Here is a 23254-nt window from a genome sequence, read left to right as displayed (position 1 = left end):
CCCGCGGGGCCCCCCCCCCCCCCCCCCCGGGCGCCGCCCCCCCCCCCGGGGATGCCCCCCGGCCCTTCCGCCCGTTCGAACGCCCCTTCCGTCCCTCGGACCGGCCCTTCCGTCCGTTCGGACGCCCCTTCCCCCTGTGCGTACGAGCCGCCCCGCATCCGGTACGACGATCGCACCGGGGCGGTGGAAAACCGGTGCCGCCGTGTCCGGGCCTCGTGCGATGCTCGGGCTCGTGGAGACCAGGTCAGTCAGTCCCGTGTTCGTCGGCCGCACCGGCGAGTTGGCAACCCTCGACGACGCGTTCACCCGGGCCGCCGCCGGCGAACCGCAGGCACTGCTGCTCGGTGGCGAGGCGGGCGTCGGCAAGACCCGCCTCGTCGAGGAGTTCGTCATGACCGCGGGCCGCCGCGAGGCGGTCGTCGCGCTCGGCGGCTGTGTGGAGATCGGCGCCGACGGGCTGCCGTTCGCGCCGTTCTCCAGCGCTCTGCGGGCCCTGCGCGAGGCCCTGCCGGCGGAGTTCGCCGCCGCGGCCTCCGGTCAGGAGGAGGAACTGGCCCGGCTGCTGCCCGAACTGGGCGACGCGGGCGCCGGCCGCCACGACGAGCAGGGCATGGCCCGCCTGTTCGAGCTGACCGTACGGCTGCTGGAGCGGGTCGCCGCCGCACACCCCGTCGTGCTGGTCCTGGAGGACCTGCACTGGGCCGACGCCTCCACCCGCCACCTGCTCGCCTACCTCTTCCGCACCCTGCGCACCGGCCGTCTCCTGGTCCTCGCCAGCTACCGCTCCGACGACATCCACCGCCGCCACCCGCTGCGCCCCCTGCTCGCCGAGCTCGACCGGCTGCGCACGGTCCGCCGCATCGAACTGGCCCGGTTCACGCGCGAGGAGGTCGGCCGCCAGATCGCCGGCATCCTGGCCGCCGAACCCGCTCCGGCCCAGGTCGACGAGATCTTCGAACGCTCCGACGGCAACGCCTTCTTCGTCGAGGAACTCGCCGTCGCGTCCCGTCAGGGCGGCTGCCCCGGCCTGACCGACTCCCTGCGCGATCTGCTCCTGGTCCGGGTCGAGGCGCTGCCCGAGAGCGCCCAGCGGGTCGTCCGGGTCGTCGCCGAGGGCGGCTCCACCGTCGAGTACCGGCTCATCGCGGCCGTCGCCCAGCTCTCCGAGGACGACCTCATCGAGGCGCTGCGCTCCGCCGTGGGGGCCAACATCCTCAGCGTCACCGCGGCCGGCGACGGCTACCGCTTCCGGCACTCCCTGGTCCGCGAGGCCGTCGCCGACGACCTGCTGCCCGGTGAGCGCTCCCGCCTCAACCGCCGCTACGCCGAGGCCCTGGAGACCGACCCCGCGCTCGTCGCGCCCGACGCGCGGGTGATGCGCCTGGCCAGTTACTGGTACCACGCCCACGACGCCGCCAAGGCCCTGCCCGCCGTTCTCGACGCCTCCGTCGTGGCCCGGCGAAGGCATGCCTACACCGAGCAACTCGGGCTGCTGGAAAGGGCGATGGAGCTGTGGGACAGCGCCCCGCAGGAGGTGCGCGGCGCCCTGCGCCCGGTCGACTGCACCGAGGTCTACCCGCCCCCACCCCCCGGCGGCCGCGACCCGGTCACCGCCCCGCTGCGCTACCTCGACCTGATGGCTGAGGCGGCCGTCGCGGGCCGCTTCGGCGGCGAACGCGAACGCGCCCTGAAGATCACCAAGCGCGCCCTGCGCCTGCTGGAGGACGAGCCGGACCCGCTGCGCGCCGCCTGGTTCTGGGTGCAGCGCTCGCGGCTGGTCCAGGCCCAGGCCCGGGGCGACGGCTGGCGGGAACTGGCCACCGCCCAGGAGCTCATCCGCGGCCTGCCCCCTTCGGAGGTGCACGCCGAGGTGCTGGCGCTCGCCGCCAACTGGTCCATGCTGCACCGGCCCGGCCCCGAAGCCATCACCTCGGCCGAGCAGGCCGTGGAGTACGCGCGCATGGTGGGCGCCCGTGACATCGAACTCAACGCCCGCCTCACCCTGAGCGGCCTCAGAGTGGACGCGGGCGACCCCGAGACCGGCCTCACACAGATGCGGCAGGTCCTGACCGACACCCTGGCCGAAGGCGTGCACCACGTCGCGGGCCGCGCCTACGTGAATCTGCCCTCCGAGATGCAGACCGTCGGCCGCGACCGGGAGGCCGTCCCGCTGCTGCGCGAAGGCATCACCTTCGCCCGCAAGCACGGACTGCTGGACTCCGAGGCCTGGGCGTGGGGCAATCTGTCCGATGCGCTCTACTCCCTGGGCCAGTGGCCCGACGCCGCCGCGGCCGCCGCGCACGCTACCCAGGTCGGCCACAGCGCCAAACCCCGTGGCGCTGGCGCCCTGAAGCTCGCCCACATCGCGCTGGGGCGCGGCGATCTCGCCGAGGCCGGCCGGCAACTCGCCGCCGCCCGCGCCCACTACGGCACCCACGACCCCATGCCCCAGCAGTCCCTGCCGCTGGCCCGCATAGCCATCGGGGTCGCCGCCGCCGAGGGCCGCGTCACCGACGCCCGGGCCGAACTGCTCCAGGTCCTGGAGACCGGCTTCCTGCCGGGCACCCACCGATACGCCTGGCCGCTGCTGCTGGCCGCCGCGACCGCCGAGGCCGACGCCCGAACCCTGCCCGCCGCCGAGCCCGGCCGCGCCGAGGTCCTCGACCGCCTCACCGCGGCCGCGAGGACACTCACCACCGGCGTCCCGCTCTGGCAGGCCTACGACCACTGGACCCGCGCCGAGCTGCGCCGCGCGCAGGGCCGGGACACGTCCGGCACCTGGTCGCCGGTGGTCGCCGCCTTCGAATGCCTGGACCGCCCCTACGACCTCGCCCGCACCCGCCACCGCCTCGCCGAGGCACTGCTCGCCGAGGGGGGCGACGACCAACGCGACCGCGCGGTGGAGCTGCTGCGGCTGGCCGCCGCGGTCGCCGCCCACCTCGAGGCCCGCCCCCTCGCCGACGCCGTCACCCGGCTCGCCCAGCGGGCGCGCCTCACCCTGACCCGGGACCCGGGCCGGCCCCTCGCCCCCGCCGACCCGGTCGCCGCGCTCGGCCTGACCAACCGCGAGAGCGAGGTCCTGCGGCTGGTCGCGGCCGGCCGCACCAACCGCCAGATAGCCGAGGAGCTGTTCATCTCCCCGAAGACCGCGAGCGTCCACGTCTCCAACATCCTCGGCAAGCTGGGCGTCTCGGGCCGGGGCGAGGCGGCGGCGATGGCCCACCGGCTGGAACTGTTCACGGCCGGGACGCTCACCGCCACGCCGGCGGGCTGAGACGTACGCTGGAGAAAACCCGGCACAGGGGAGCAGCCGTGTTCAACGCCTTCGAGGAACTGTTCGCACCCAGCCGCAAGCACACCCGGGACGAGGAGAACCGGCTCGAACTGACCCGCGAGGACGTCGGGGACAACGACCCGGGCCGTGGCCCCATCGACCTGTCCTCCGGAAAGGCGGTCGTACGGCCGCCCGCACCGCAGCGGGCCGCGCCGCGACCGCGGGGCGAAGGGGACACCGAACCAGAGCCGCGTGCGGAGCACCCCTGAGCCGGACAGCCGCGCGCGGGGCAAGCGTTGAGCGTTGTACGGGGCGGCCGTGAGCGGGGCGGCTCCGAGCGGGGCCGGCTGTGCGCGCGGAACGGGGTGAGCGCGGACCGGGTTGAACGGGGAACGGGGTGAGCGCGGACGGTCCGAGTGCGGGGCCCTGAGCGGGGGGACAGCCGCGCGGGGTGGCCCCGAGCGGAGGCACCCCCGCACGGGGGCGGCCGTGCGCGCGATCACCTCACCGCCACTTCCAGCACCCGGTCGTCACCCTTCTTCGGCGTCCCCCGGCCGTCCGTGTTGCTGGTCACCAGCCAGATCTTGTGGCCACCCGCCGGGACCACCGTCCGAAGGCGGCCGTAGCGTCCCGTCAGGAACGCCTGCGGGGCCGCCGACGCCTTGGCCCCGTCCAGCGGGATGCGCCACAGGCGCTGCCCCTTCAGGGCCGCCATCCAGATCACGCCGTCGACGTAGGCGATGCCGCTGGGGGAGGCGTCGTCGGTGTGCCACTGGGCTATCGGGTTGTGGAACCGGGCGTCGGAGGACCTGCCCTCCGCCTCCGGCCAGCCGTAGTCGCCGCCGGGCTCGATCGCGTTGAGTTCGTCCCAGGTGTCCTGCCCGAACTCCGAGGCGAACAGCCGCTGTCTGTCGTCCCAGGCCAGCCCCTGGACGTTGCGGTGGCCGTAGGAGTACACGGGGGAGTCCGGGAACGGATTGCCCGGAGCCGGCTCGCCCTCCGGGGTCAGCCGCAGGATCTTGCCGCCGAGCGACCCCTTGTCCTGGGCCAGGCCCCTCCGGCCGCTCTCGCCGGTGCCCGCGTACAGCATTTTGTCCGGGCCGAACCCGATCCGGCCGCCGTTGTGGATGACGCCCTTGGGGATGCCCTTGAACACCGTGTCCGGAGCGCCCAGTTGCTCACCGGCCGGCTTCCGGGCGTCGTACCGCATGCGGACGATGCGGTTGTCCGAGGCCGAGGTGAAGTAGGCGTAGACCATGCGGTCCGAGGCGAAGTCCGGGGAGAGGGCGAGGCCCAGCAGACCGCCCTCGCCGGCCGGGGAGACCCCGGAGACGGCACCCAGCTCGGTCTTCCCGCCCGTCTTCCCGTCGATCCTGGTGATGGTCCCGTCGTCGCGGGAGGCGACCAGCAGGCCGCCGTCGGGCAGCGGGGCCAGGCCCCACGGTGACTTCAGGCCCTCGGTGAGCGTGCGCAGCACGTGCACGGAGCCCCTGGCCGGCGCGGCCGGTCCGGTGGCCCGGCCGGAGGGGGCGCCGCCCGCCGCCGTCCCCCGCGGCCCGGTGCTCCCGGCGCCGTCCGGAAACCCCGCTCCGCCGGAGGAGCAGCCGGCCGACAGCAGGAGGGCGGTCGCGGCCAGGACGGCCGACACAGTTCGACGTCGCACGATCATGGTCCCTTCGAGGCAGTGGGCCGGCGCGCGCTGCGCCTCTCCGCACCGCTCGCCCCGTCCGGGTTCCCGGTCGGCGGCAACCGGTGGCGCGAGCCCCTCAGTCCCACGATCCCAGAGCCGGCGGCAGCGCGGCCACCTCGGCCAGGTCCTGATCGGTCAGCCGGAGCCCGGCGGCGGCCGCGTTCTGCGTGGCCCAGCGCTCTTGCTTGGTGCCCGGCAGGGCGATCACATGCCGCCCCTGGGCCAGCACCCAGGCCAGCGCCACCTGGGCCGGGGTGACGTCCTCGCCGTGGCGCCGCGCGATCCGGCGCAGGCCCGCGACGATCGGCTGGTTGGCCGCCATCATCTCGGCCGTGAAGCGGGGATGGCGGGCCCGTACGTCGTCCGGTTCGAAGCCCTCGCCGGGCCGCAGCGTGCCGGTCAGGAAGCCGTTGCCCAGCGGCATCGCCGCGAGGAAGCCCACGCCCCGTTCCTCGCACCACGGCAGCAGCGCCGCACGTGCCTCCGGCGACCACACCGAGAGCTCCGCCTGCACCGCGCTCACCGGGAACACCTGCTGCACCCGGCGCAGTTGGCTCAGCGTGCCGTCGTAGAGCCCGGCGCCCGAGCGGCGCCCGCCCCGGACCCCCACCGCGCACAGGCCCAGCGCCCGCACCTTCCCCGCCCGCACCAGCTCGGCCATCGCGCCCCACGTCTCCTCCACCGGCACCTCGGGGTCGGCGCGGTGCAGCTGGTACAGGTCGATCACGTCCGTCTGCAGGCGCCGCAGCGAGGCGTCGCAGGCCCGCTTCACGTACCCCGGGCGGCCGTTGGCCACGATGTGCTGCTCGCCCACGAGCAGGCCGGCCTTCGTCGACACGAAGGCGTCCCGGCGCCGCTCCCTGAGCACCCGGCCGAGCAGCAGCTCGTTGGTGAACGGGCCGTACATGTCCGCGGTGTCCAGCAGGGTCGAGCCCACGTCCAGCGCCCGGTGCACGCATCTCAGCGACTCGTCGCCCCGCTGCCGCGATCCGCTGTACGCCCAGCTCATGGGCATGCACCCGAGTCCGACGGCCCCCACCGCGAGCGCCCCCGCGCCGATCGTCCTGCGCTCCACCTGCTCGTGAACCTCCCTCTGCCCGGCCCCCAACCTAACCTTTGCGTCCGCGGCCCCTGACATAGCCTCCTGCCATGAGTGCTGACGTATGGCTTCCCATCCCGCCGAAGGAGATCGAGGGGCTGCCCGAAGGGCCCCGGTACCTGTTCTGGGACGGCGGCGAGGACGGTGAGCAGGCCTTTCCCGGTGACCCCGCACAGTGCGCCGTGTACGTGGTGCCGTACATGAAACGGTGGCCGGTCAAGGTCCGCCCGCTGGAGCTGCTGACCGGCGTGCGGGTCATCCAGACGCTCACGGCGGGCGTCGACGACATCACCGCGCGGCTGTCGTCGATCGTGCCGGGGGTGCGGCTGTGCAACGCCCGCGGAGTGCACGAGACGAGCACCGCCGAACTGGCGCTCACCCTGACCCTCGCGGCCCTGCGCGGTGTCCCCGGATTCGTCCGGGCCCAGCAACAGGAGCGCTGGCAGAGCGCGTTCCATCCCTCCCTGGCGGACAAGAACGTCCTCATCGTCGGGTACGGCGCCATCGGCGCCGCCATCGAGGACCGGCTCACGCCCTTCGAGGTGGCGCGGGTGGCGCGCGTCGCGCGCTCCCCGCGCACCACGGCACGCGGGGTGGTGCACCCGATCACCGATGTGCTCTCACTGCTTCCGGACGCGGACGTCGTGATCCTCTCCACCCCGCTCACCGAGGCCACGCACGGCCTCGTGGACGCCGGGTTCCTGGCGCGGATGAAGGACGGCGCACTGCTCGTGAACGTCGCGCGCGGACCCGTCGTCGACACCGAGGCGCTGCTCGCGGAGCTGGAGAGGGGCCGGATCAGCGCGGCCCTGGACGTGACGGACCCCGAGCCGCTGCCGCCGGGCCACCCGCTGTGGCGGGCACCCGGCGTGCTCATCAGCCCGCACGTGGGCGGCCCGTCCTCCGCCTTCCTGCCGCGCGCCAAGCGGCTGCTCGTGGACCAGTTGACCCGATTCGTGAACCAGGAGCCCCTGCGGAACGTGATCCTTACGACGGGAGCCCACGAGCCGTAACCCGCCCTCCGGCACCCTGCGCGACCCCTCGGACGCGGTCCGTGCCCGCATCGCCGCTGGTCGTCACGGAGCGTAGAGAAGCTATGTCCCTGAGTGACGATCCTGGTGTATCGTCCCGACAGGGGCTGCGCCGCCGACCTTGGGGCGCCGGGGACGGACATTTCAGATTTGTGAGGGGGGCGACGGGCGATGCACGGCCTATGGACGAGCGATCCGACGCGGCGGAGCCGCCGACGGCGACCCTGGCGCACGACCGCGCGCAGACGCGGCCATCACACCGGCCACCGCAGCCACCAGCAGCGCAGGCACACCGGCCGCAGGCGGTATGCGCACCCGGCGCACCGGGACCGTCGGGACCCGGGGACGGCGCGGACCGGGAGGCCCCGGTGAGCGCGCCGCCCTCCATGACGAGCACCCTCGACGGTGCGGTGCGCGCGCCACACCCGCAGGACGTGCCGCCGCCCCGCCGTCCCGCCGCCCGCATGGGCACGCTGACGGAGCAACTCGTCCTGGCCGTCGTCTGCGCGGGCTACGCCGCCGGGTCCGCTTTCGACTGGGGATCGGAGCAAGTCGCGCTGATCATGGGCGACTTCGGGCTGAGCGCCGCGGCGGGCGCCGCCGCCGTCTCGTGCTTCCTGTACGGCCGCACCGCGCGCGTGCGCTTCCGGCCCGCCTGGATGCTCTTCGCGCTGTCCTCGGCGATGGCGGCTCTCGGCAACGCCATCTGGGGCTGGTACGAGGTCGTCCTCGGCCGGCCCGTGCCCAGCCCCAGCTGCGCCGACCTGTTCTTCCTGTGCTTCGCGCCGCCCGCCATCGTGGGCCTGCTGGTCCTCGCCAAGCGCCCGGTGACCCGAGCGGGCTGGATCTGCCTGGGCCTGGACGCCTGGCTGATCGGCGGCTCACTGCTCACCCTGTCCTGGAGCCTCGCGCTCGCCCAGGCGGCCCGCTTCGACGGGTCGAGCGTGGCGCACACCGCGCTGTCGCTGGCGTACCCGCTGCTCGACATCGCGCTCGTCAGCATGGTCCTCGCGCTGCACTTCCGCCGCGCGCCGGGCAACCGCACGGCGGTGAACACGGCCATCGGCGCGCTCGCGCTGACCGTGATGTGCGACGCGCTGTTCACCTCGCCGCTGCTGCACAGCAGTTACCGTTCCGGACAGCTGCTGGACGCCGGCTGGTTCGCCGGTTCACTGCTGCTCGCCTACGCCCCCTGGGTCGCGCCGAGACCGCACAGCGCGCCCAGGACCCGCCCGCCCGACGGGCACACGCGCGTGGTCCACGAGCACCTGCCCGGGCAGCGCGGCACCGGCCGCCACCACCCGCCCGCGCCCGCACCGGCTCCGGTGCGGGCTCCGGGGGCCGCGCCCGCTCCGGCGCCCGTACCGGCGGCGGCGCCCGCCGCGGCCGGTGAGCTGAGCCGGTACCCGGCGGGACGGCCGCTCGCCGGCTCCCTCGCCGCGCTCACCCCGTACCTCGCCGCCGCCGTGTGCACCCTGGGCATCCTGTACAACGTCCTGAACGGCCGCAGGCCCGACCACGTGGTGCTGATCACCGCGGGCGGCGTCGTGCTCGCACTCGTCATCCGGCAGGGCATCATGCTGCTGGACAACATCACCCTCACCCAGGAACTGGCGCAGAAGGAGAACCACTTCCGCTCCCTGGTGCAGGGCTCCAGCGACGTGATCATGATCGCCGCGCCCAACGGCATCCTGCGGTACGTCTCCCCGGCCGCCGCCGGGGTCTACGGACGGCCCGCCGAGGATCTGGTGGGCTCGGAGCTCGCCGCCCTCATCCACCCGGAGGACCTGGGCTGCGTGGTGCACGAGGTGCGCCGCTTCCTCGCCGCCAGCCCGCTGGAGGAGCCCACCACGCGCATCGAGTGCCGGTTCCGCTCCGGCGACGGCGGCTGGCTCAACGTCGAGTCCACCGTCAACCGGCACCACGGCGGCCTGATCTTCAACAGCCGGGACGTGACCGAGAGAGTGCGGCTGCAGGCGCAGTTGCAGCACAACGCCGAGCACGACCCGCTGACCGACCTGCCCAACCGCGCGCTGTTCACCCGGCGCGTCCAGCAGGCCCTGTCCGGCCGCCGCGCCACCGACCGGGGCGCCGCCCTGCACGGTACGGCCGTGCTCTTCATCGACCTGGACGGCTTCAAGGCCGTCAACGACACGATCGGGCACCAGGCCGGCGACGAACTGCTCGTCCAGGCCGCCCGCAGACTCCAGGACGCCGTCCGGCACGGGGACACCGCGTCCCGGCTCGGCGGCGACGAGTTCGCGGCCCTGATCGTCGGGGACGGCACCCGCGACCGTGCCGCCCGGGAGCACAACATCCTGGAGCTCGCCGACCGCCTGAGGTCCACCCTCTCCCAGCCGTACGCCATCGGCGGCAACGATGTCCGGGTCAACGCCTCCATCGGGGTGGCCTTCGCCGAACCGGGCCTCGGGGCGGGGGAGCTGCTGCGCAACGCCGACCTCGCCATGTACCGCGCGAAGTCGGCGGGCAAGGGCCGGGTCGAACTGTACAAACCGCAGATGCAGCAGGACGTCGTACGCAAGGCGGAGCTGGCCACGCGGCTGCGCGCCGCGCTGCACGACGGCGAGTTCGCGCTGCTGCACCAGCCGGTGGTGTGCCTGGAGAACGGCCGGATCACGGCGGTCTGCGCACAGGCGCGCTGGCGCTCCTCCCAGGGGGTGCTGTTCACGCCGGCCGAGTTCCTGCGGGTGGCCGAGGACAGCGACAAGACCGCTGAACTGGACCGCTGGATCTTCCGCGAGGCCGTGGAGCAGGCCGCCGAGCGGGCCGCCACCGGGATCGTCGTCCCCGTGGCGGTCCGGATGAGTGCCCGGCGGCTGCTGGACCGCTCGATGCCGCTGGGCTCGGTGGAGGCGCTGCTGACCCGGCACGGGCTGCCCCCGGGCGCGCTGGTCATCGAGCTGTCCGACACCGATCCCCGGCTCTGCCTCGAGGAGCTGGAGCGGCGGCTGACCGCGCTCAGCAGACTGGGGGTGCGGATCGCGCTGGACGGGTTCGGCAGCGGTCAGGCGGCCATCACCGCCCTCAGAAGGCTGCCCGTGGACATCCTCAAGCTCGACCGCGGGCTGGTCGAGGGGGTCGTGGAGTCCGCCCGCCTGCACAAGATCACCGGTGGGCTGCTGCGGATCGCCGGCGACCTCGGGCTGCAGTCCGTCGCCGAGGGCGTGGACCTGCCCGAGCAGGTGGTCGCGCTGCGCGCGCTGGGCTGCACGCACGGGCAGGGCATGGCCTTCACCGGGCCGCTGGACGAGTACCGGCTGCGCCGGGCGCTCGGATCCGGGCACTACCCGGTGCCCCACGCACCGGCCGAGCCGGTCCTCGCGGGCGGTGTGCGGGAGCCGCAGGGGCGCGTCGGTGTCGAGGAGGTCACCGCGCGGCGGCCCGAAGGGCTGAGCACGGTGGTGGCCTCCACCCCGAGTGGCGCGCCCCGTAGGTGAACGAGCGGTGGAGCGGGGTCCGGCAAGACGCGCGGGGGCTGCCGCGGTCATCCGGGGCGGCGGCGCCCTCCGTTCATATGCTGAGACTCCCGTCCCACCCACTTGACACGTGGTGTGTGCCGGAGGGAGGGTCAGTGCCATGCGCACCCGAATTCTCGTACTTGGACAGCGCGTCGGCTGAGCTGGGACCCACCGGAGGACGATCCGGAATCCCCAGCGACCTCACCGGCGCGCTCCCCTCGCTTGCCTTGCGGCACGAGGGGTTTTTTGTTGCACGAGTGCCTTGCGTGCAGCGCCCGAACTCCGCCCGAACCTCGCAAAAACCCTCAGCATCGAGAAGAGAATGCCGATGACCGAGCAGGCCACCGGGGCCCACCATCCGCAGCCGCGGCCCCGTTCCGGAGGACATCACTCCGCCACTGTCGAGCACGTGACGGGCGCGCAGTCCCTCATCCGCTCCCTCGAGGAGGTCGGCGCGGACACGGTGTTCGGTATTCCCGGCGGCGCGATCCTCCCGGCGTACGACCCGCTGATGGACTCCACCCGGGTGCGGCACGTCCTGGTCCGCCACGAGCAGGGCGCGGGCCACGCGGCCACGGGCTACGCGCAGGCCACCGGCAAGGTCGGCGTCTGCATGGCCACCTCGGGCCCGGGCGCCACGAACCTGGTGACGCCGATCGCCGACGCGCACATGGACTCGGTCCCGCTGGTCGCGATCACCGGCCAGGTCGCCTCGAAGGCGATCGGCACGGACGCCTTCCAGGAGGCGGACATCGTCGGCATCACCATGCCGATCACCAAGCACAACTTCCTCGTCACCAAGGCTGAGGACATCCCGCGGGTCATCGCGCAGGCCTTCCACATCGCCTCCACCGGCCGCCCGGGCCCGGTCCTGGTCGACATCGCCAAGGACGCCCTGCAGTCGCGGACCACCTTCTCCTGGCCGCCCACCATGGACCTGCCCGGCTACCGCCCGGTGACCAAGCCGCACGCCAAGCAGATCCGCGAGGCGGCCAAGCTGATCACCGCCGCCCGCAAGCCCGTCCTCTACGTCGGCGGCGGCGTCCTCAAGGCACAGGCCACCGCCGAGCTGAAGGTCCTCGCCGAACTCACCGGAGCGCCCGTCACCACCACCCTGATGGCGCTCGGCGCATTCCCCGACAGCCACCCGCTGCACGTGGGAATGCCGGGCATGCACGGTGCGGTCACCGCCGTCACCGCGCTGCAGAAGGCCGACCTGATCGTCGCCCTCGGAGCCCGCTTCGACGACCGCGTCACCGGCAAGCTGGACAGCTTCGCCCCCTACGCCAAGATCGTCCACGCCGACATCGACCCGGCCGAGATCGGCAAGAACCGCGCCGCGGACGTGCCGATCGTCGGTGACGCCCGCGAGGTCATCGCCGACCTGGTCCAGGCCGTGCAGAAGGAACACAGCGACGGCCACCGGGGCGACTACACCGCCTGGTGGAGCGACCTCAGCCGCTGGCGCGACACCTACCCGCTCGGCTACGACCAGCCCGAGGACGGCTCGCTCTCCCCGCAGGCGGTCATCGAGCGCGTCGGGCAGCTCGCCCCGGAGGGCACGATCTTCGCGGCGGGCGTCGGCCAGCACCAGATGTGGTCCGCCCACTTCATCCAGTACGACAAGCCCGCCACCTGGCTGAACTCCGGCGGCGCCGGGACGATGGGCTACGCGGTCCCGGCCGCCATGGGCGCCAAGGCCGGCCGGCCGGAGCAGACGGTCTGGGCGATCGACGGCGACGGCTGCTTCCAGATGACCAATCAGGAGCTGACCACCTGCGCCCTGAACAACATCCCGATCAAGGTCGCCATCATCAACAACGGCGCCCTCGGGATGGTCCGCCAGTGGCAGACCCTCTTCTACAACCAGCGCTACTCCAACACCGTGCTGCACAGCGGCCCCGACGACGTCAACCCGCAGGCCAGGGGCACCCGCGTGCCGGACTTCGTGAAGCTGTCCGAGGCGATGGGCTGCGTGGGCCTGCGCTGCGAGCGCCCCGAGGACCTGGACAAGGTCATCGCGGAGGCGAACTCGATCAACGACCGGCCCGTCGTCGTCGACTTCATCGTCCACGAGGACGCGATGGTGTGGCCGATGGTCGCCGCCGGCACCTCCAACGACGAGATCCTGGCCGCCCGGGACGTCCGCCCCGACTTCGGCGACAACGAAGACGACTGAGCGAGAGAGACCCAGAGACCATGTCCAAGCACACGCTCTCCGTCCTGGTGGAGAACACGCCGGGCATCCTCGCCCGGATCGCCGCCCTGTTCTCCCGCCGCGGCTTCAACATCGACTCGCTCGCGGTCGGTGTCACCGAGCACCCCGACATCTCCCGCATCACCATCGTGGTGGGCGTCGAGGACCTGCCGCTCGAGCAGGTCACCAAGCAGCTCAACAAGCTCGTCAACGTGCTGAAGATCGTCGAGCTGGAACCCGGCCAGGCGGTTCAGCGCGAACTCGTCCTGGTGAAGGTGCGCGCCGACAACGAGACCCGCTCCCAGATCGTGGAGATCGTCCAGCTGTTCCGCGCCAAGACGGTCGACGTCTCCCCGGAGGCCGTCACCATCGAGGCCACCGGCTCCGGCGAGAAGCTGTCCGCCATGCTCAAGATGCTGGAGCCGTACGGCATCAAGGAGCTGGTGCAGTCCGGCACGATCGCGATCGGCCGCGGCGCCCGCTCGATCACGGACCGCTCGCTGCGCGCTCTGGACCGGTCCGCGTAAGGCCGAGTACGGACGGTCGGCGCCCCGCCGGCCGCCCGTATGCCGAGACCCCAGAACTTCCCTTCCCCCCACCGGCATACGGTGGGACGCACAACCTGCACACCAAGGAGAGAACCCAAAGTGGCCGAGCTGTTCTACGACGCTGACGCCGACCTGTCCATCATCCAGGGCCGCAAGGTCGCGGTCATCGGCTACGGCAGCCAGGGCCACGCCCACGCGCTGTCGCTGCGTGACTCCGGTGTGGACGTGCGGGTCGGCCTGCACGAGGGCTCGAAGTCCAGGGCCAAGGCCGAGGAGCAGGGCCTGCGCGTGGTCACCCCGGCCGAGGCCGCCGCCGAGGCCGACGTGATCATGATCCTGGTCCCGGACCCGATCCAGGCCCAGGTGTACGAGGAGTCCATCGCCCCGCACCTGAACGACGGCGACGCCCTCTTCTTCGGCCACGGCCTCAACATCCGGTTCGGCTTCATCAAGCCCCCGGCCGGTGTGGACGTCTGCATGGTCGCCCCCAAGGGCCCGGGCCACCTGGTCCGCCGCCAGTACGAGGAGGGCCGCGGTGTGCCGTGCATCGCCGCCGTCGAGCAGGACGCCTCCGGCGACGCCTTCGCGCTGGCCCTGTCGTACGCCAAGGGCATCGGCGGCACCCGCGCCGGTGTCATCAAGACGACCTTCACCGAGGAGACCGAGACCGACCTCTTCGGCGAGCAGGCCGTCCTGTGCGGTGGCACGGCCGCGCTGGTCAAGGCGGGCTTCGAGACCCTGACCGAGGCCGGCTACCAGCCGGAGATCGCCTACTTCGAGTGCCTGCACGAGCTGAAGCTGATCGTGGACCTCATGTACGAGGGCGGCCTGGAGAAGATGCGCTGGTCCATCTCCGAGACCGCCGAGTGGGGCGACTACGTCACCGGCCCGCGCATCATCACCGACGCCACCAAGGCCGAGATGAAGAAGATCCTCGCCGAGATCCAGGACGGCACCTTCGCCCGGAACTGGATGGACGAGTACCACGGCGGTCTGAAGAAGTACAACGAGTACAAGAAGCAGGACTCCGAGCACCTGCTGGAGACCACCGGCAAGCAGCTGCGCAAGCTGATGAGCTGGGTGAACGAGGAGGCGTAAGCCTCGTGGCGGGGGCCGGAGCCCAACCCTCCGGCCCCTGTTGTCCACCCCGTCCAGCCCCGGACGGGTGATCCTTCCGCGGAGGCGCATGACGGCCACCGCCACGCCACTAGACTGCTGGACAACACGCGTCAGGCCCACAGCGTCGTGCGTCTTCCGCGGCTAGCCCCTCCACCGCCTGCGGCCGTCGGGACGGCCGTCCGCATTGGACTTGTGAGGACTCACGTGAGCTCGAAACCTGTCGTACTCATCGCTGAAGAGCTTTCGCCCGCGACCGTCGACGCGCTCGGCCCGGACTTCGAGATCCGGCACGCCAACGGAGCCGATCGAGCGGAACTGCTCCCCGCCATCGCCGACGTCGACGCGATCCTGATCCGCTCCGCCACCAAGGTCGACGCGGAGGCCATCGCCGCCGCCAGGAAGCTGAAGGTCGTCGCCCGGGCCGGCGTCGGCCTGGACAACGTCGACGTCTCCGCCGCCACCAAGGCCGGCGTGATGGTCGTCAACGCCCCGACCTCCAACATCGTGACCGCCGCCGAGCTCGCCTGCGGTCTCATCCTCGCCACCGCCCGCAACATCCCGCAGGCCAACGCCGCGCTGAAGAACGGCGAGTGGAAGCGCAGCAAGTACACCGGGGTCGAGCTGGCCGAGAAGACCCTCGGCGTGGTGGGCCTGGGCCGCATCGGCGCCCTGGTCGCGCAGCGGATGTCCGCCTTCGGCATGAAGGTCGTCGCCTACGACCCGTACGTGCAGCCCGCGCGGGCCGCGCAGATGGGCGTCAAGGTGCTGTCGCTGGACGAGCTGCTCGAGGTCTCCGACTTCATCACCGTCCACCTGCCCAAGACCCCCGAGACCCTCGGCCTCATCGGCGAGGAGGCGCTGCGCAAGGTCAAGCCCAGCGTGCGCGTCGTCAACGCCGCGCGTGGCGGCATCGTCGACGAGGCGGCGCTGTACGCGGCGCTCAAGGAGGGCCGGGTCGCCGGCGCCGGCCTCGACGTGTACGCCAAGGAGCCCTGCACCGACTCCCCGCTGTTCGAGCTGGACCAGGTCGTGTGCACCCCACACCTCGGCGCCTCCACCGACGAGGCCCAGGAGAAGGCGGGCATCGCCGTCGCCAGGTCCGTCCGCCTCGCACTGGCCGGTGAGCTGGTGCCGGACGCGGTGAACGTCCAGGGCGGTGTCATCGCCGAGGACGTCAAGCCCGGTCTGCCGCTCGCCGAGCGCCTCGGACGCATCTTCACCGCGCTCGCCGGCGAGGTCGCGGTGCGCCTCGACGTCGAGGTGTACGGCGAGATCACCCAGCACGACGTGAAGGTGCTGGAGCTGTCCGCGCTCAAGGGTGTCTTCGAGGACGTCGTCGCCGAGACGGTGTCGTACGTCAACGCCCCGCTGTTCGCGCAGGAGCGCGGTGTCGAGGTCCGCCTGACCACCAGCTCGGAGTCGGCCGAGCACCGCAACGTGGTGACCGTCCGCGGCACGCTGGGCACCGGCGAGGAGGTGTCGGTCTCCGGCACGCTGGCCGGCCCCAAGCACGTCCAGAAGATCGTGGCGGTCGGCGACTACGACGTCGACCTCGCGCTCGCCGACCACATGGTCGTCCTGCGCTACGAGGACCGTCCGGGTGTCGTGGGCACCGTCGGCCGCATTCTCGGCGAGGCGGGCGTCAACATCGCCGGCATGCAGGTCGCCCGCGCGACGGTCGGCGGTGAGGCGCTGGCCGTCCTGACCGTGGACGACACGGTCGACACCGGTGTGCTGGCCGAGCTGGCCTCGGAGATCGGGGCCACGTCCGCCCGCTCGGTGAACCTGGTGTGACCCACCCCCGCTGACGACGCCGGACGGGCCGAGGTCTTCCTCGGCCCGTCCGGCGTTGCGCCGTCCTGCTACTTCCCGCCCTCTCCGGGCCCGGTCCTCCGCAGCGACACCGCCGCTCCCACCGCCGCCAGCGCGAGCAGCACGGCGCCGGCGATCATCGCCCCCTGCATGCCGCCGGCGAAGGCGTGCCGGGCCGTGCCGAGCAGCGTCTCGCCGGCGGGGCCGGGCAGCCGGCCGGCCGCGGCGAGGGCACCGCCCAGGGTCTCGCGGGCCTGGTCCGGGGCGCCGGCCGGCATCTCGTGGCGGTAGACGGCCGTACCGATGGAGCCGAGGACCGCCATGCCGAGCGCGCCCCCGAACTCGCTGCCCGTCTCCAGCAGCGAGGAGGCCGAGCCGGAGCGCTCCACCGGGGCGCTGCTCATGGCCAGGTCGGTCAGCTGCGACATGACGGCGACCGCCCCGCAGGCCAGGACGCCGGTTCCGGCCAGGACCAGCCACAGGGAGTCGGTGCCCGTGCCGGCCATGAGCCCGTAACCGGCCGCCATGACCGCGAAGCCGCCCGCGACGACGTACCCGCGGCCGACGCCCCGTCGGACGAGCCACGCGGTGACCGGACCGGCGGCGCCGATGAACACCGAGGGCAGCAGGCTCCACAGCGCGGCCGACAGCGGGCTCTTGCCGAGGACCGACTGCAGGTACTGCGTGGTGAAGACGGCCGAGCCCATCACCCCGAGGGCGGCGACGAGGTTCAGGACCAGCGCCGGGGCGAAGCCGCGGCCCTTCAGCAGGTCCGGCGGGATCAGCGGGGAGCCGGTGGTGCGCTGGCGGTGGACGAACAGCGTCGCGAAGAGCAGGCCGACGGTGACCGAGACGACGTACTGCGGGTGCCAGCCTTCGGAGGGGATCTCCTTCAGCCCGTAGATCACGGGCAGTACGGCCGCCATCGACAACGGCACGCTCGGCCAGTCGAAGCGGCCGGGCTCGGGGTTCCTCGACTCCGGCAGCAGCACCGGGCCGAGGACCAGCAGCAGCGCCATCGCGGGCAGGTTGACCAGGAAGACCGAACCCCACCAGAAGTGCTCGACGAGGATGCCGCTCATCACCGAGCCGAGGGCGATGCCGCCGGTCATCACGCCGGACCACAGTCCGATCGCCTTGGCCCGCTGGGCGGGGTCGGTGAACATCGTGCGCAGCAGCGCCATCGTGGACGGCATCAGGGTCGCGCCGCCGATGCCGAGGACCGCGCGGGCCGCGATCAGGGTCTCGGCGCTGTCCGCGTAGGCCGCGAGGAGCGAGGCGGCACCGAAGGCCGCGGCTCCCAGCAGCAGGAGCCTGCGGCGCCCGATGCGGTCGCCGAGGGAGCCCATCGTCATCAGCAGGCCGGCCAGCACGAAGCCGTAGATGTCGAAGATCCACAGCTGCTGGGTGCCGCTCGGGTTCAGGTCGGCGCCGATCGCGGGGGTCGCGAAGTACAGGACGGAGACGTCCATCGAGACCAGCAGGAGCGGCAGCATCAGCACGCCGAGAGCGGTCCACTCGCGGCCTCCGGCACGGGTGGGCGGGGGCGAGGTCGGGATGGTGCGGGGCGCGTTCGTCATGCAGAGGAATGTACGGGCGTCTAATACGCTTGTCTAGAACGCTTGTATAAAACAAGCGTCTAAGACGGCTGTATTGATCTCGGAGTAGGGTGACCGGCATGGGACACCGTGAGGATCTGCTCGAGGGCGCCAAGCGCTGCCTGCTGGAGAAGGGCTTCGCGCGCACGACCGCGCGGGACATCGTCAAGGAGTCGGGGACCAACCTCGCCTCGATCGGCTACCACTACGGCTCCAAGGACGCGCTGCTCGCGCAGGCCTACGTGTCCCTGGTGGAAGGTGTGTCCGACGCGTTCACCGGCGAGGCGAACACCGGGCTCACCGGTGCGCCGGGTTCCCTGGAGCGCTTCCGGGAGATGTGGTCCAACGTCATCGCCACCATGCGGGAGCCGGGCTCGTTCTGGCGGCTCAGCGCGGAGATCGCGGCCCTGGGCGACCAGCTGCCCGAGGTGCGCGACCATCTCGCGAAGGCGCAGCGGGAAGGCTCACGGGCGTTCGTCGCCCTCATGGCGGACGTACCGGAGGACGAGGTCACGGAGGACGACGTGGACACGCTCGGCGTCTTCTACACCGTCCTGATGACGGGCCTCATCTCCCAGTGGTCGTTCGCCCCGAAGACCGCGCCCGAGGCCGAACAGCTCACGGAGGGACTGCGCCGCCTGCTCCAGGGCGCCGCGGAGAGCTGACCGGACCGTCCGGCGTCTCCCGGTGGCCCGGTGGCCCGGTAATCCGGTGACCCGGCGATCCGGGGGGCGATTACAGGCGTGCCCGCTTCAACGCCATGTGCAGCAGCAGCCGGTCCTCTCCGTCGTCCAGGTCCAGGCCGGTCAGCTGCTCGACCCGGGACAGGCGGTAGTACAGCGTCTGGCGGTGGACCCCCAGTTCGGCGGCGGTGCGGCCGGCCTGCCCGGCGCAGTCCAGGTAGACCTCGGCGGTGCGGGCCAGTTCGCGGTGGGCGGGGGACAGCAGCGGACCGACCACGGGATCGTGGGCGGCCTGCGGCGGCAGCGCGGCCAGCAGCCGGTACGGCCCGATGCGCGCCCACTCGGCGACCGGCCCGAAGCGCGGCTCGGCCAGCGCGGCCCGCGCCGCCGCGCGGGCCTCCTGCCAGACCGTGCCCAGCTCGGCCAGACCGGTGCGGGGCTCGCCCACCCCGGCGGCGTACAGGGCGAACCCGGCGGCGCCGGGGAACCCCGCGGCGACCGCCGCCGCCGTCCGGGCCCCGGCACCGCGCGCCACGGTCCCCGGCGTCGCCTCCGCCTCCTTCAGCAGCCGCGTCGCCGCCGCCAGGGCCGGCGCGCCCACGTCCGCCGAGCGCAGCCGCACCAGCACCGCCAGGCTCTGGGCCGTCGCACCCCACGGAACCGTGCACAGGGCCGCGGCATGCGGAACCGTGCGCGGCGAGGGGGCGTCGTCCGGGTCGGCCGCGGGCCACGGGGCCACGCAGACCAGGGTGTGCGGGCCGTCCGCGCGGGACCCGAGGGCGGTGCGCAGCTCCGCGACCGCCATGTCCCGCTGCCAGCCGCTCTCCGCGGTGAGCACCGCCCGCAGCTCCCGGCCGAGCCCCGCCCCCGCCTGCGCCTCGTCGGCCAGCAGCGCGCCGATCCGCCCCGTCACCTGCATGGCGGCGGCCAGCTGCGCGTCCGTCGGTCCCGGGTCCCCGTCCAGCAGCCAGACATAGCCCAGCACGACCCCCCGATGGCGCACCGGCAGGCAGACCCGTCCGCGGTACACCCCCGCCGCGGTGCTCGGCGGGATCCGGACCGGCCCGGCCGCCCGGGTGATGCCGAAGCCCTCGAACCACGTCCGCACCGCGGCGGTGGAGCGCCGGGACAGGATCGAGCGGGTGCGCACGGGGTCCAGGGCGGAGGGATCGAGGTCGCCCTCGCTGTCGTACGCGCCGAAGGCGATCAGCTCGAAGTCCCGGTTCTCCAGGGTCGCCGGGGCGCCCAGCAGCTCGGAGATCTCGTCCACGAGCTCCTGGTAGTCACCCTTGTAAGCGGCCGTCACCCGGGCATTCTCCCGCATTTGCCGCCGCCTTCATACATCTGTCTGAGATCCAGGGCACGGATGCGTGACAGCTGTCGATGGCCCACGATCGAAGAGATCCTTAGGTTTCACGGTGGTTCTCCGTGCCGTACCCGAATCGTCGGGTGGCGGCCTCGTATGGGTTGGTATGTGGAGGTGCCCCGTGCTGGGTCCCGTGATTCTCGCCGCGTCGCGCAGCGACCGGATGCGTCGCCTGATCTCGGCGGCCCCGGTGACCAAGCAGGTCGTCGACCGCTTCATCCCGGGCGAGACCGTGGCCGACATCGTCCCGATCATCGAGGAGCTGACGGCCAAGGGCCTGGAGCTGACGATGGACGTCGTCGGTGAGGACATCACCACCCCCGAGCAGGCCGGTGCCGCCCGGGACGCCTATCTGGCGCTGATCGACCGGCTGCGTGACCTCGGTCTCGGCGAGCGGGTCGAGATGTCCGTCAAGCTGTCCATGTTCGGGCAGGCCCTCGACGGCGGCCACGAGCTGGCGCTCGCGAACGTCCACCCGGTCGTCGAGGCCGCCGCGGCCATCGGCACGACGGTCACCCTGGACGCCGAGGACCACACCACCCTGGACTCGATGTTCGCCATCCACGAGGAGCTGCGGAAGGACTTCCCGCAGACCGGCTGTGTCATCCAGGCCTACCTCTTCCGCACCGAGGCCGACGCCCGGCGCCTGGCGGAGTCCGGCAGCCGGGTGCGGCTGGTGAAGGGCGCCTACAAGGAGCCCGCCGAGGTCGCCTACCAGCAGAAGCACGAGATCGACAAGGCGTACGTCCGTGTCCTCAGGACGCTGATGGAGGGCGAGGGCTACCCGATGGTCGGATCCCACGACCCGCGCCTGATCGCGGTCGCCCAGGAACTGGCCCACAGGGCCGGCCGTAAGCTCGACGAGTACGAGTTCCAGATGCTCTACGGCATCCGCGGCGACGAGCACCTGCGGCTGGCCGCCGAGGGCCACCGCATGCGCGTCTACACCGCCTACGGCACCGACTGGTACGGCTACTTCATGCGCCGCCTGGCGGAGAAGCCGGCGAACCTGCGCTTCTTCGTCCGCAGCATGATCAGCAAGGGCTGAGGCAGCCACCCTCCCGCCCACCTCCCCGCGACACCCGCTCACGTACAAGGAGTTACGGATCCCATGGACGCTGTGACCCAGGTCCCCACCCCCGTCAACGAGCCGGTGCACGGCTACGCCCCCGGCTCGCCCGAGCGCGCCCGCCTGGAGGTCAAGCTCAAGGAGCTGGCCGAGAACCCGATCGACCTGCCGATGACCATCGGCGGGGAGAAGCGCATGGGCGGCGGCGAGGTCTTCCAGGTCGTCCAGCCGCACAACCACAAGGCCGTCATCGGCACGCTCCGCAACGCCACCCGGCAGGACGCGCAGGACGCCGTCGACGCGGCCCTCGCCGCCGCGCCGGCCTGGCGCGCGATGGCGTTCGACGACCGCGCCGCGATCATCCTGCGCGCCGCCGAGCTGCTGGCCGGTCCGTGGCGCGAGACGATCGCCGCCTCCACCATGCTCGGCCAGTCGAAGACCGCCCAGCAGGCGGAGATCGACAGCCCCTGCGAGCTGGTCGACTTCTGGCGCTTCAACGTCCACTACGCCCGCCAGATCCTCGCCGAGCAGCCCCCGGCGAACTCCCCGGGCGTCTGGAACCGGCTGGACCACCGCCCGCTGGAGGGCTTCGTCTACGCGATCACGCCGTTCAACTTCAGCGCGATCGCCGCGAACCTGCCCACCGCCCCGGCCCTGATGGGCAACGTGGTGGTCTGGAAGCCGTCCCCGACCCAGACCCACGCCGCCGTGCTGCTCATGCAGCTGCTGGAGGAGGCCGGTCTGCCCAAGGGCGTCATCAACCTCGTCACCGGCGACGGCATCGAGGTCTCCGAGGTGGCCCTGGCCCACCGCGACCTCGCGGGCATCCACTTCACCGGCTCGACCAAGACCTTCCAGTACCTGTGGAAGACGGTCGGCAACAACATCGACAAGTACCGCGCCTACCCGCGCCTGGTCGGCGAGACCGGCGGCAAGGACTTCCTCGTCGCCCACCCGAGCGCCGACCGCGCCGTCCTCAAGACCGCCCTCACCCGCGGCGCCTTCGAGTACCAGGGCCAGAAGTGCAGCGCGACCTCCCGCGCCTACATCCCGGCCTCCATCTGGAACTCCGGGTTCAAGGAGGAGTTCGCGGCCGAGGTCGACTACCTGACCATGGGCGACGTCACCGACCTGTCGAACTTCCTCGGCGCCGTGATCGACGAGCGTTCCTTCGCCAAGAACAAGGCCGCCATCGACCGCGCCAAGGAGGACCCGACCTGCACGATCGTGGCCGGCGGCTCCTACGACGACTCGGTCGGCTACTTCGTCCGCCCGACCGTCATCGAGTCCAGCGACCCGGAGAACGAGATCTTCCGCACCGAGTACTTCGGTCCGATCCTCGGTGTGTACGTGTACGAGGACGACAAGTACGACGAGATGCTGACCCAGATGGAGTCGGTGTCGGACTACGCCCTCACCGGATCGGTCATCTCCAACGACCGTGCCGCGGCCGCGTACACGATGGAGAAGCTCCGCTTCGCCGCGGGCAACTTCTACATCAACGACAAGTCGACCGGCGCCGTCGTCGGCCAGCAGCCCTTCGGCGGCGGCCGCGCCTCCGGCACCAACGACAAGGCCGGCGCCCCCCAGAACCTCCTGCGCTGGACGCTGACCCGCGCCATCAAGGAGACCCTGGTCCCGCCGACCGACTACGCGTACCCGCACATGGGCTGACAGCCCCCAGCACCGGTCCACGGGCCGGGAAGCCCGCCCCCGCGCAGGCTTCCCGGCCCGTCGTCCGTCCGCGGCCGGGAGGTGCGGCCCGCCGCCGTCCGCGCGTGGGTCCGCACCCTGCCATCCCTCGGCCGGACCTCCCCCGAACGCACGAAGGCGCAGCTCAGGGCCGTGTGACCCGCTCCACCGTCTCAGATAGTAGGAAGTCCGAGTAATGGTGCAGACAGACGCGGCCGGCTCGCCTAGCTTTGAAGTAGCCGAACGTCTCGCTCGATCCAGCGAACGGCGCTCGTGAGCCGTGGCCCGTGCAGGCAACCCCTGCGGCCGCCGCTCCCCGCCACTTCCGGCGTCTCGCAACCCCCCCATTGCCGTACTCCACGTTTGCCGAAGGAGTCGATTTCCATGGCCGAGACGACCGTCCGCCCCCGGGTCCGCCACGTGTCCCACACGAGCGAGTCCGACCGCAGGAACGCCGCCGCCGCCCTCCAGCGCGCCCTCGACCGCCGGGACAACGGCGGCGAGACCGGCCACTGACCGGCGCTCACCCACCGGACCGAGCGAGGCGCGACGGGGCCCCGACCGCCCCGCCGCACCTCGAGGTGGTCGATCCGCCGT

General features: G+C 72.5%; 16 protein-coding genes. 12 read left to right on the top strand and 4 right to left on the bottom strand.

The features are described 5' to 3' along the window. The first annotated feature begins 220 nt into the window (after positions 1–220). Complete coding sequence (locus ABVB68_RS32670; RefSeq protein ID WP_353604803.1) at positions 221–3274, top strand: helix-turn-helix transcriptional regulator; 3054 nt, start codon at positions 221–223, stop codon at positions 3272–3274. A 38-nt stretch (positions 3275–3312) separates the two neighbouring features. Then, a complete protein-coding gene (locus ABVB68_RS32665) occupies positions 3313–3543 on the top strand; it encodes a DUF6191 domain-containing protein (protein WP_353604802.1) in 231 nt (76 codons plus the stop codon). A 230-nt stretch (positions 3544–3773) separates the two neighbouring features. Here the strand turns inward: ABVB68_RS32665 and ABVB68_RS32660 are convergent, their stop codons facing one another. Together ABVB68_RS32660 and ABVB68_RS32655 are read right to left on the bottom strand one after the other, a co-directional pair. Further along, positions 3774–4943, bottom strand: a complete 1170-nt coding sequence (locus ABVB68_RS32660) for a PQQ-dependent sugar dehydrogenase (protein ID WP_353604801.1) — start codon at positions 4941–4943, stop codon at positions 3774–3776. A gap of 97 nt (positions 4944–5040) precedes the next feature. Continuing rightward, the gene (locus ABVB68_RS32655) at positions 5041–6039 is read right to left on the bottom strand and encodes an aldo/keto reductase (RefSeq protein ID WP_353604800.1); all 999 of its coding nucleotides are present in this window, start codon (positions 6037–6039) and stop codon (positions 5041–5043) included. Between the two features lie 74 nt (positions 6040–6113). Between ABVB68_RS32655 and ABVB68_RS32650 the strand changes: the two genes are divergently transcribed. The 6 genes from ABVB68_RS32650 (at position 6114) to serA (ending at position 16231) form a co-directional block, all read left to right on the top strand. Then, complete coding sequence (locus ABVB68_RS32650) at positions 6114–7076, top strand: 2-hydroxyacid dehydrogenase (protein WP_353604799.1); 963 nt, start codon at positions 6114–6116, stop codon at positions 7074–7076. A gap of 404 nt (positions 7077–7480) precedes the next feature. Then, positions 7481–10552, top strand: a complete 3072-nt coding sequence (locus tag ABVB68_RS32645) for a putative bifunctional diguanylate cyclase/phosphodiesterase (RefSeq protein WP_503006428.1) — start codon at positions 7481–7483, stop codon at positions 10550–10552. Between the two features lie 349 nt (positions 10553–10901). Then, complete coding sequence (locus ABVB68_RS32640) at positions 10902–12752, top strand: acetolactate synthase large subunit (RefSeq protein WP_353604797.1); 1851 nt, start codon at positions 10902–10904, stop codon at positions 12750–12752. A 20-nt stretch (positions 12753–12772) separates the two neighbouring features. Beyond that, positions 12773–13297, top strand: coding sequence for an acetolactate synthase small subunit (gene ilvN / locus ABVB68_RS32635; protein WP_201843191.1), 525 nt, complete (start codon positions 12773–12775; stop codon positions 13295–13297). 120 nt (positions 13298–13417) lie between these two features. Continuing rightward, positions 13418–14416 carry a ketol-acid reductoisomerase gene (gene ilvC / locus ABVB68_RS32630; RefSeq protein ID WP_353604796.1) on the top strand — a complete coding sequence of 333 codons (999 nt, stop codon included), beginning with the start codon at positions 13418–13420 and terminating at the stop codon, positions 14414–14416. Positions 14417–14641: 225 nt separating this feature from the next. After that, a complete protein-coding gene (gene serA / locus ABVB68_RS32625) occupies positions 14642–16231 on the top strand; it encodes a phosphoglycerate dehydrogenase (RefSeq protein ID WP_353604795.1) in 1590 nt (529 codons plus the stop codon). A 68-nt stretch (positions 16232–16299) separates the two neighbouring features. Here serA and ABVB68_RS32620 read toward each other — a convergent pair whose 3' ends face one another. Continuing rightward, on the bottom strand, positions 16300–17829 hold the full coding sequence (locus tag ABVB68_RS32620; RefSeq protein WP_353604794.1) for an MFS transporter: 1530 nt from the start codon (positions 17827–17829) through the stop codon (positions 16300–16302). A gap of 98 nt (positions 17830–17927) precedes the next feature. Here ABVB68_RS32620 and ABVB68_RS32615 point away from each other — a divergent pair, with 98 nt between their 5' ends. Beyond that, entirely contained in the window at positions 17928–18512 is a 585-nt protein-coding gene (locus ABVB68_RS32615) for a TetR/AcrR family transcriptional regulator (protein WP_353604793.1), read from the top strand. A 70-nt stretch (positions 18513–18582) separates the two neighbouring features. Here the strand turns inward: ABVB68_RS32615 and ABVB68_RS32610 are convergent, their stop codons facing one another. Next, positions 18583–19854, bottom strand: a complete 1272-nt coding sequence (locus tag ABVB68_RS32610; protein ID WP_353604792.1) for a PucR family transcriptional regulator — start codon at positions 19852–19854, stop codon at positions 18583–18585. 163 nt (positions 19855–20017) lie between these two features. Here ABVB68_RS32610 and ABVB68_RS32605 point away from each other — a divergent pair, with 163 nt between their 5' ends. The 3 genes from ABVB68_RS32605 to ABVB68_RS32595 all read left to right on the top strand — a co-directional run bounded on the left by ABVB68_RS32605 (position 20018) and on the right by ABVB68_RS32595 (position 23173). Beyond that, a complete protein-coding gene (locus ABVB68_RS32605; protein WP_353604791.1) occupies positions 20018–20944 on the top strand; it encodes a proline dehydrogenase family protein in 927 nt (308 codons plus the stop codon). Between the two features lie 63 nt (positions 20945–21007). Next, positions 21008–22639, top strand: a complete 1632-nt coding sequence (gene pruA / locus ABVB68_RS32600) for an L-glutamate gamma-semialdehyde dehydrogenase (RefSeq protein WP_353604790.1) — start codon at positions 21008–21010, stop codon at positions 22637–22639. Between the two features lie 402 nt (positions 22640–23041). Next, positions 23042–23173 (top strand): hypothetical protein, encoded by a 132-nt coding sequence (locus ABVB68_RS32595; RefSeq protein ID WP_353604789.1) that lies wholly within the window; start codon positions 23042–23044, stop codon positions 23171–23173. Positions 23174–23254: the final 81 nt, after the last annotated feature.

The organism is Streptomyces sp. NPDC096012 (assembly GCF_040426375.1).
GTDB lineage: Bacteria > Actinomycetota > Actinomycetes > Streptomycetales > Streptomycetaceae > Streptomyces.
Note: the sequence above shows the minus strand (reverse complement) of the source record. Positions and strands in the feature narration are given on the sequence as shown.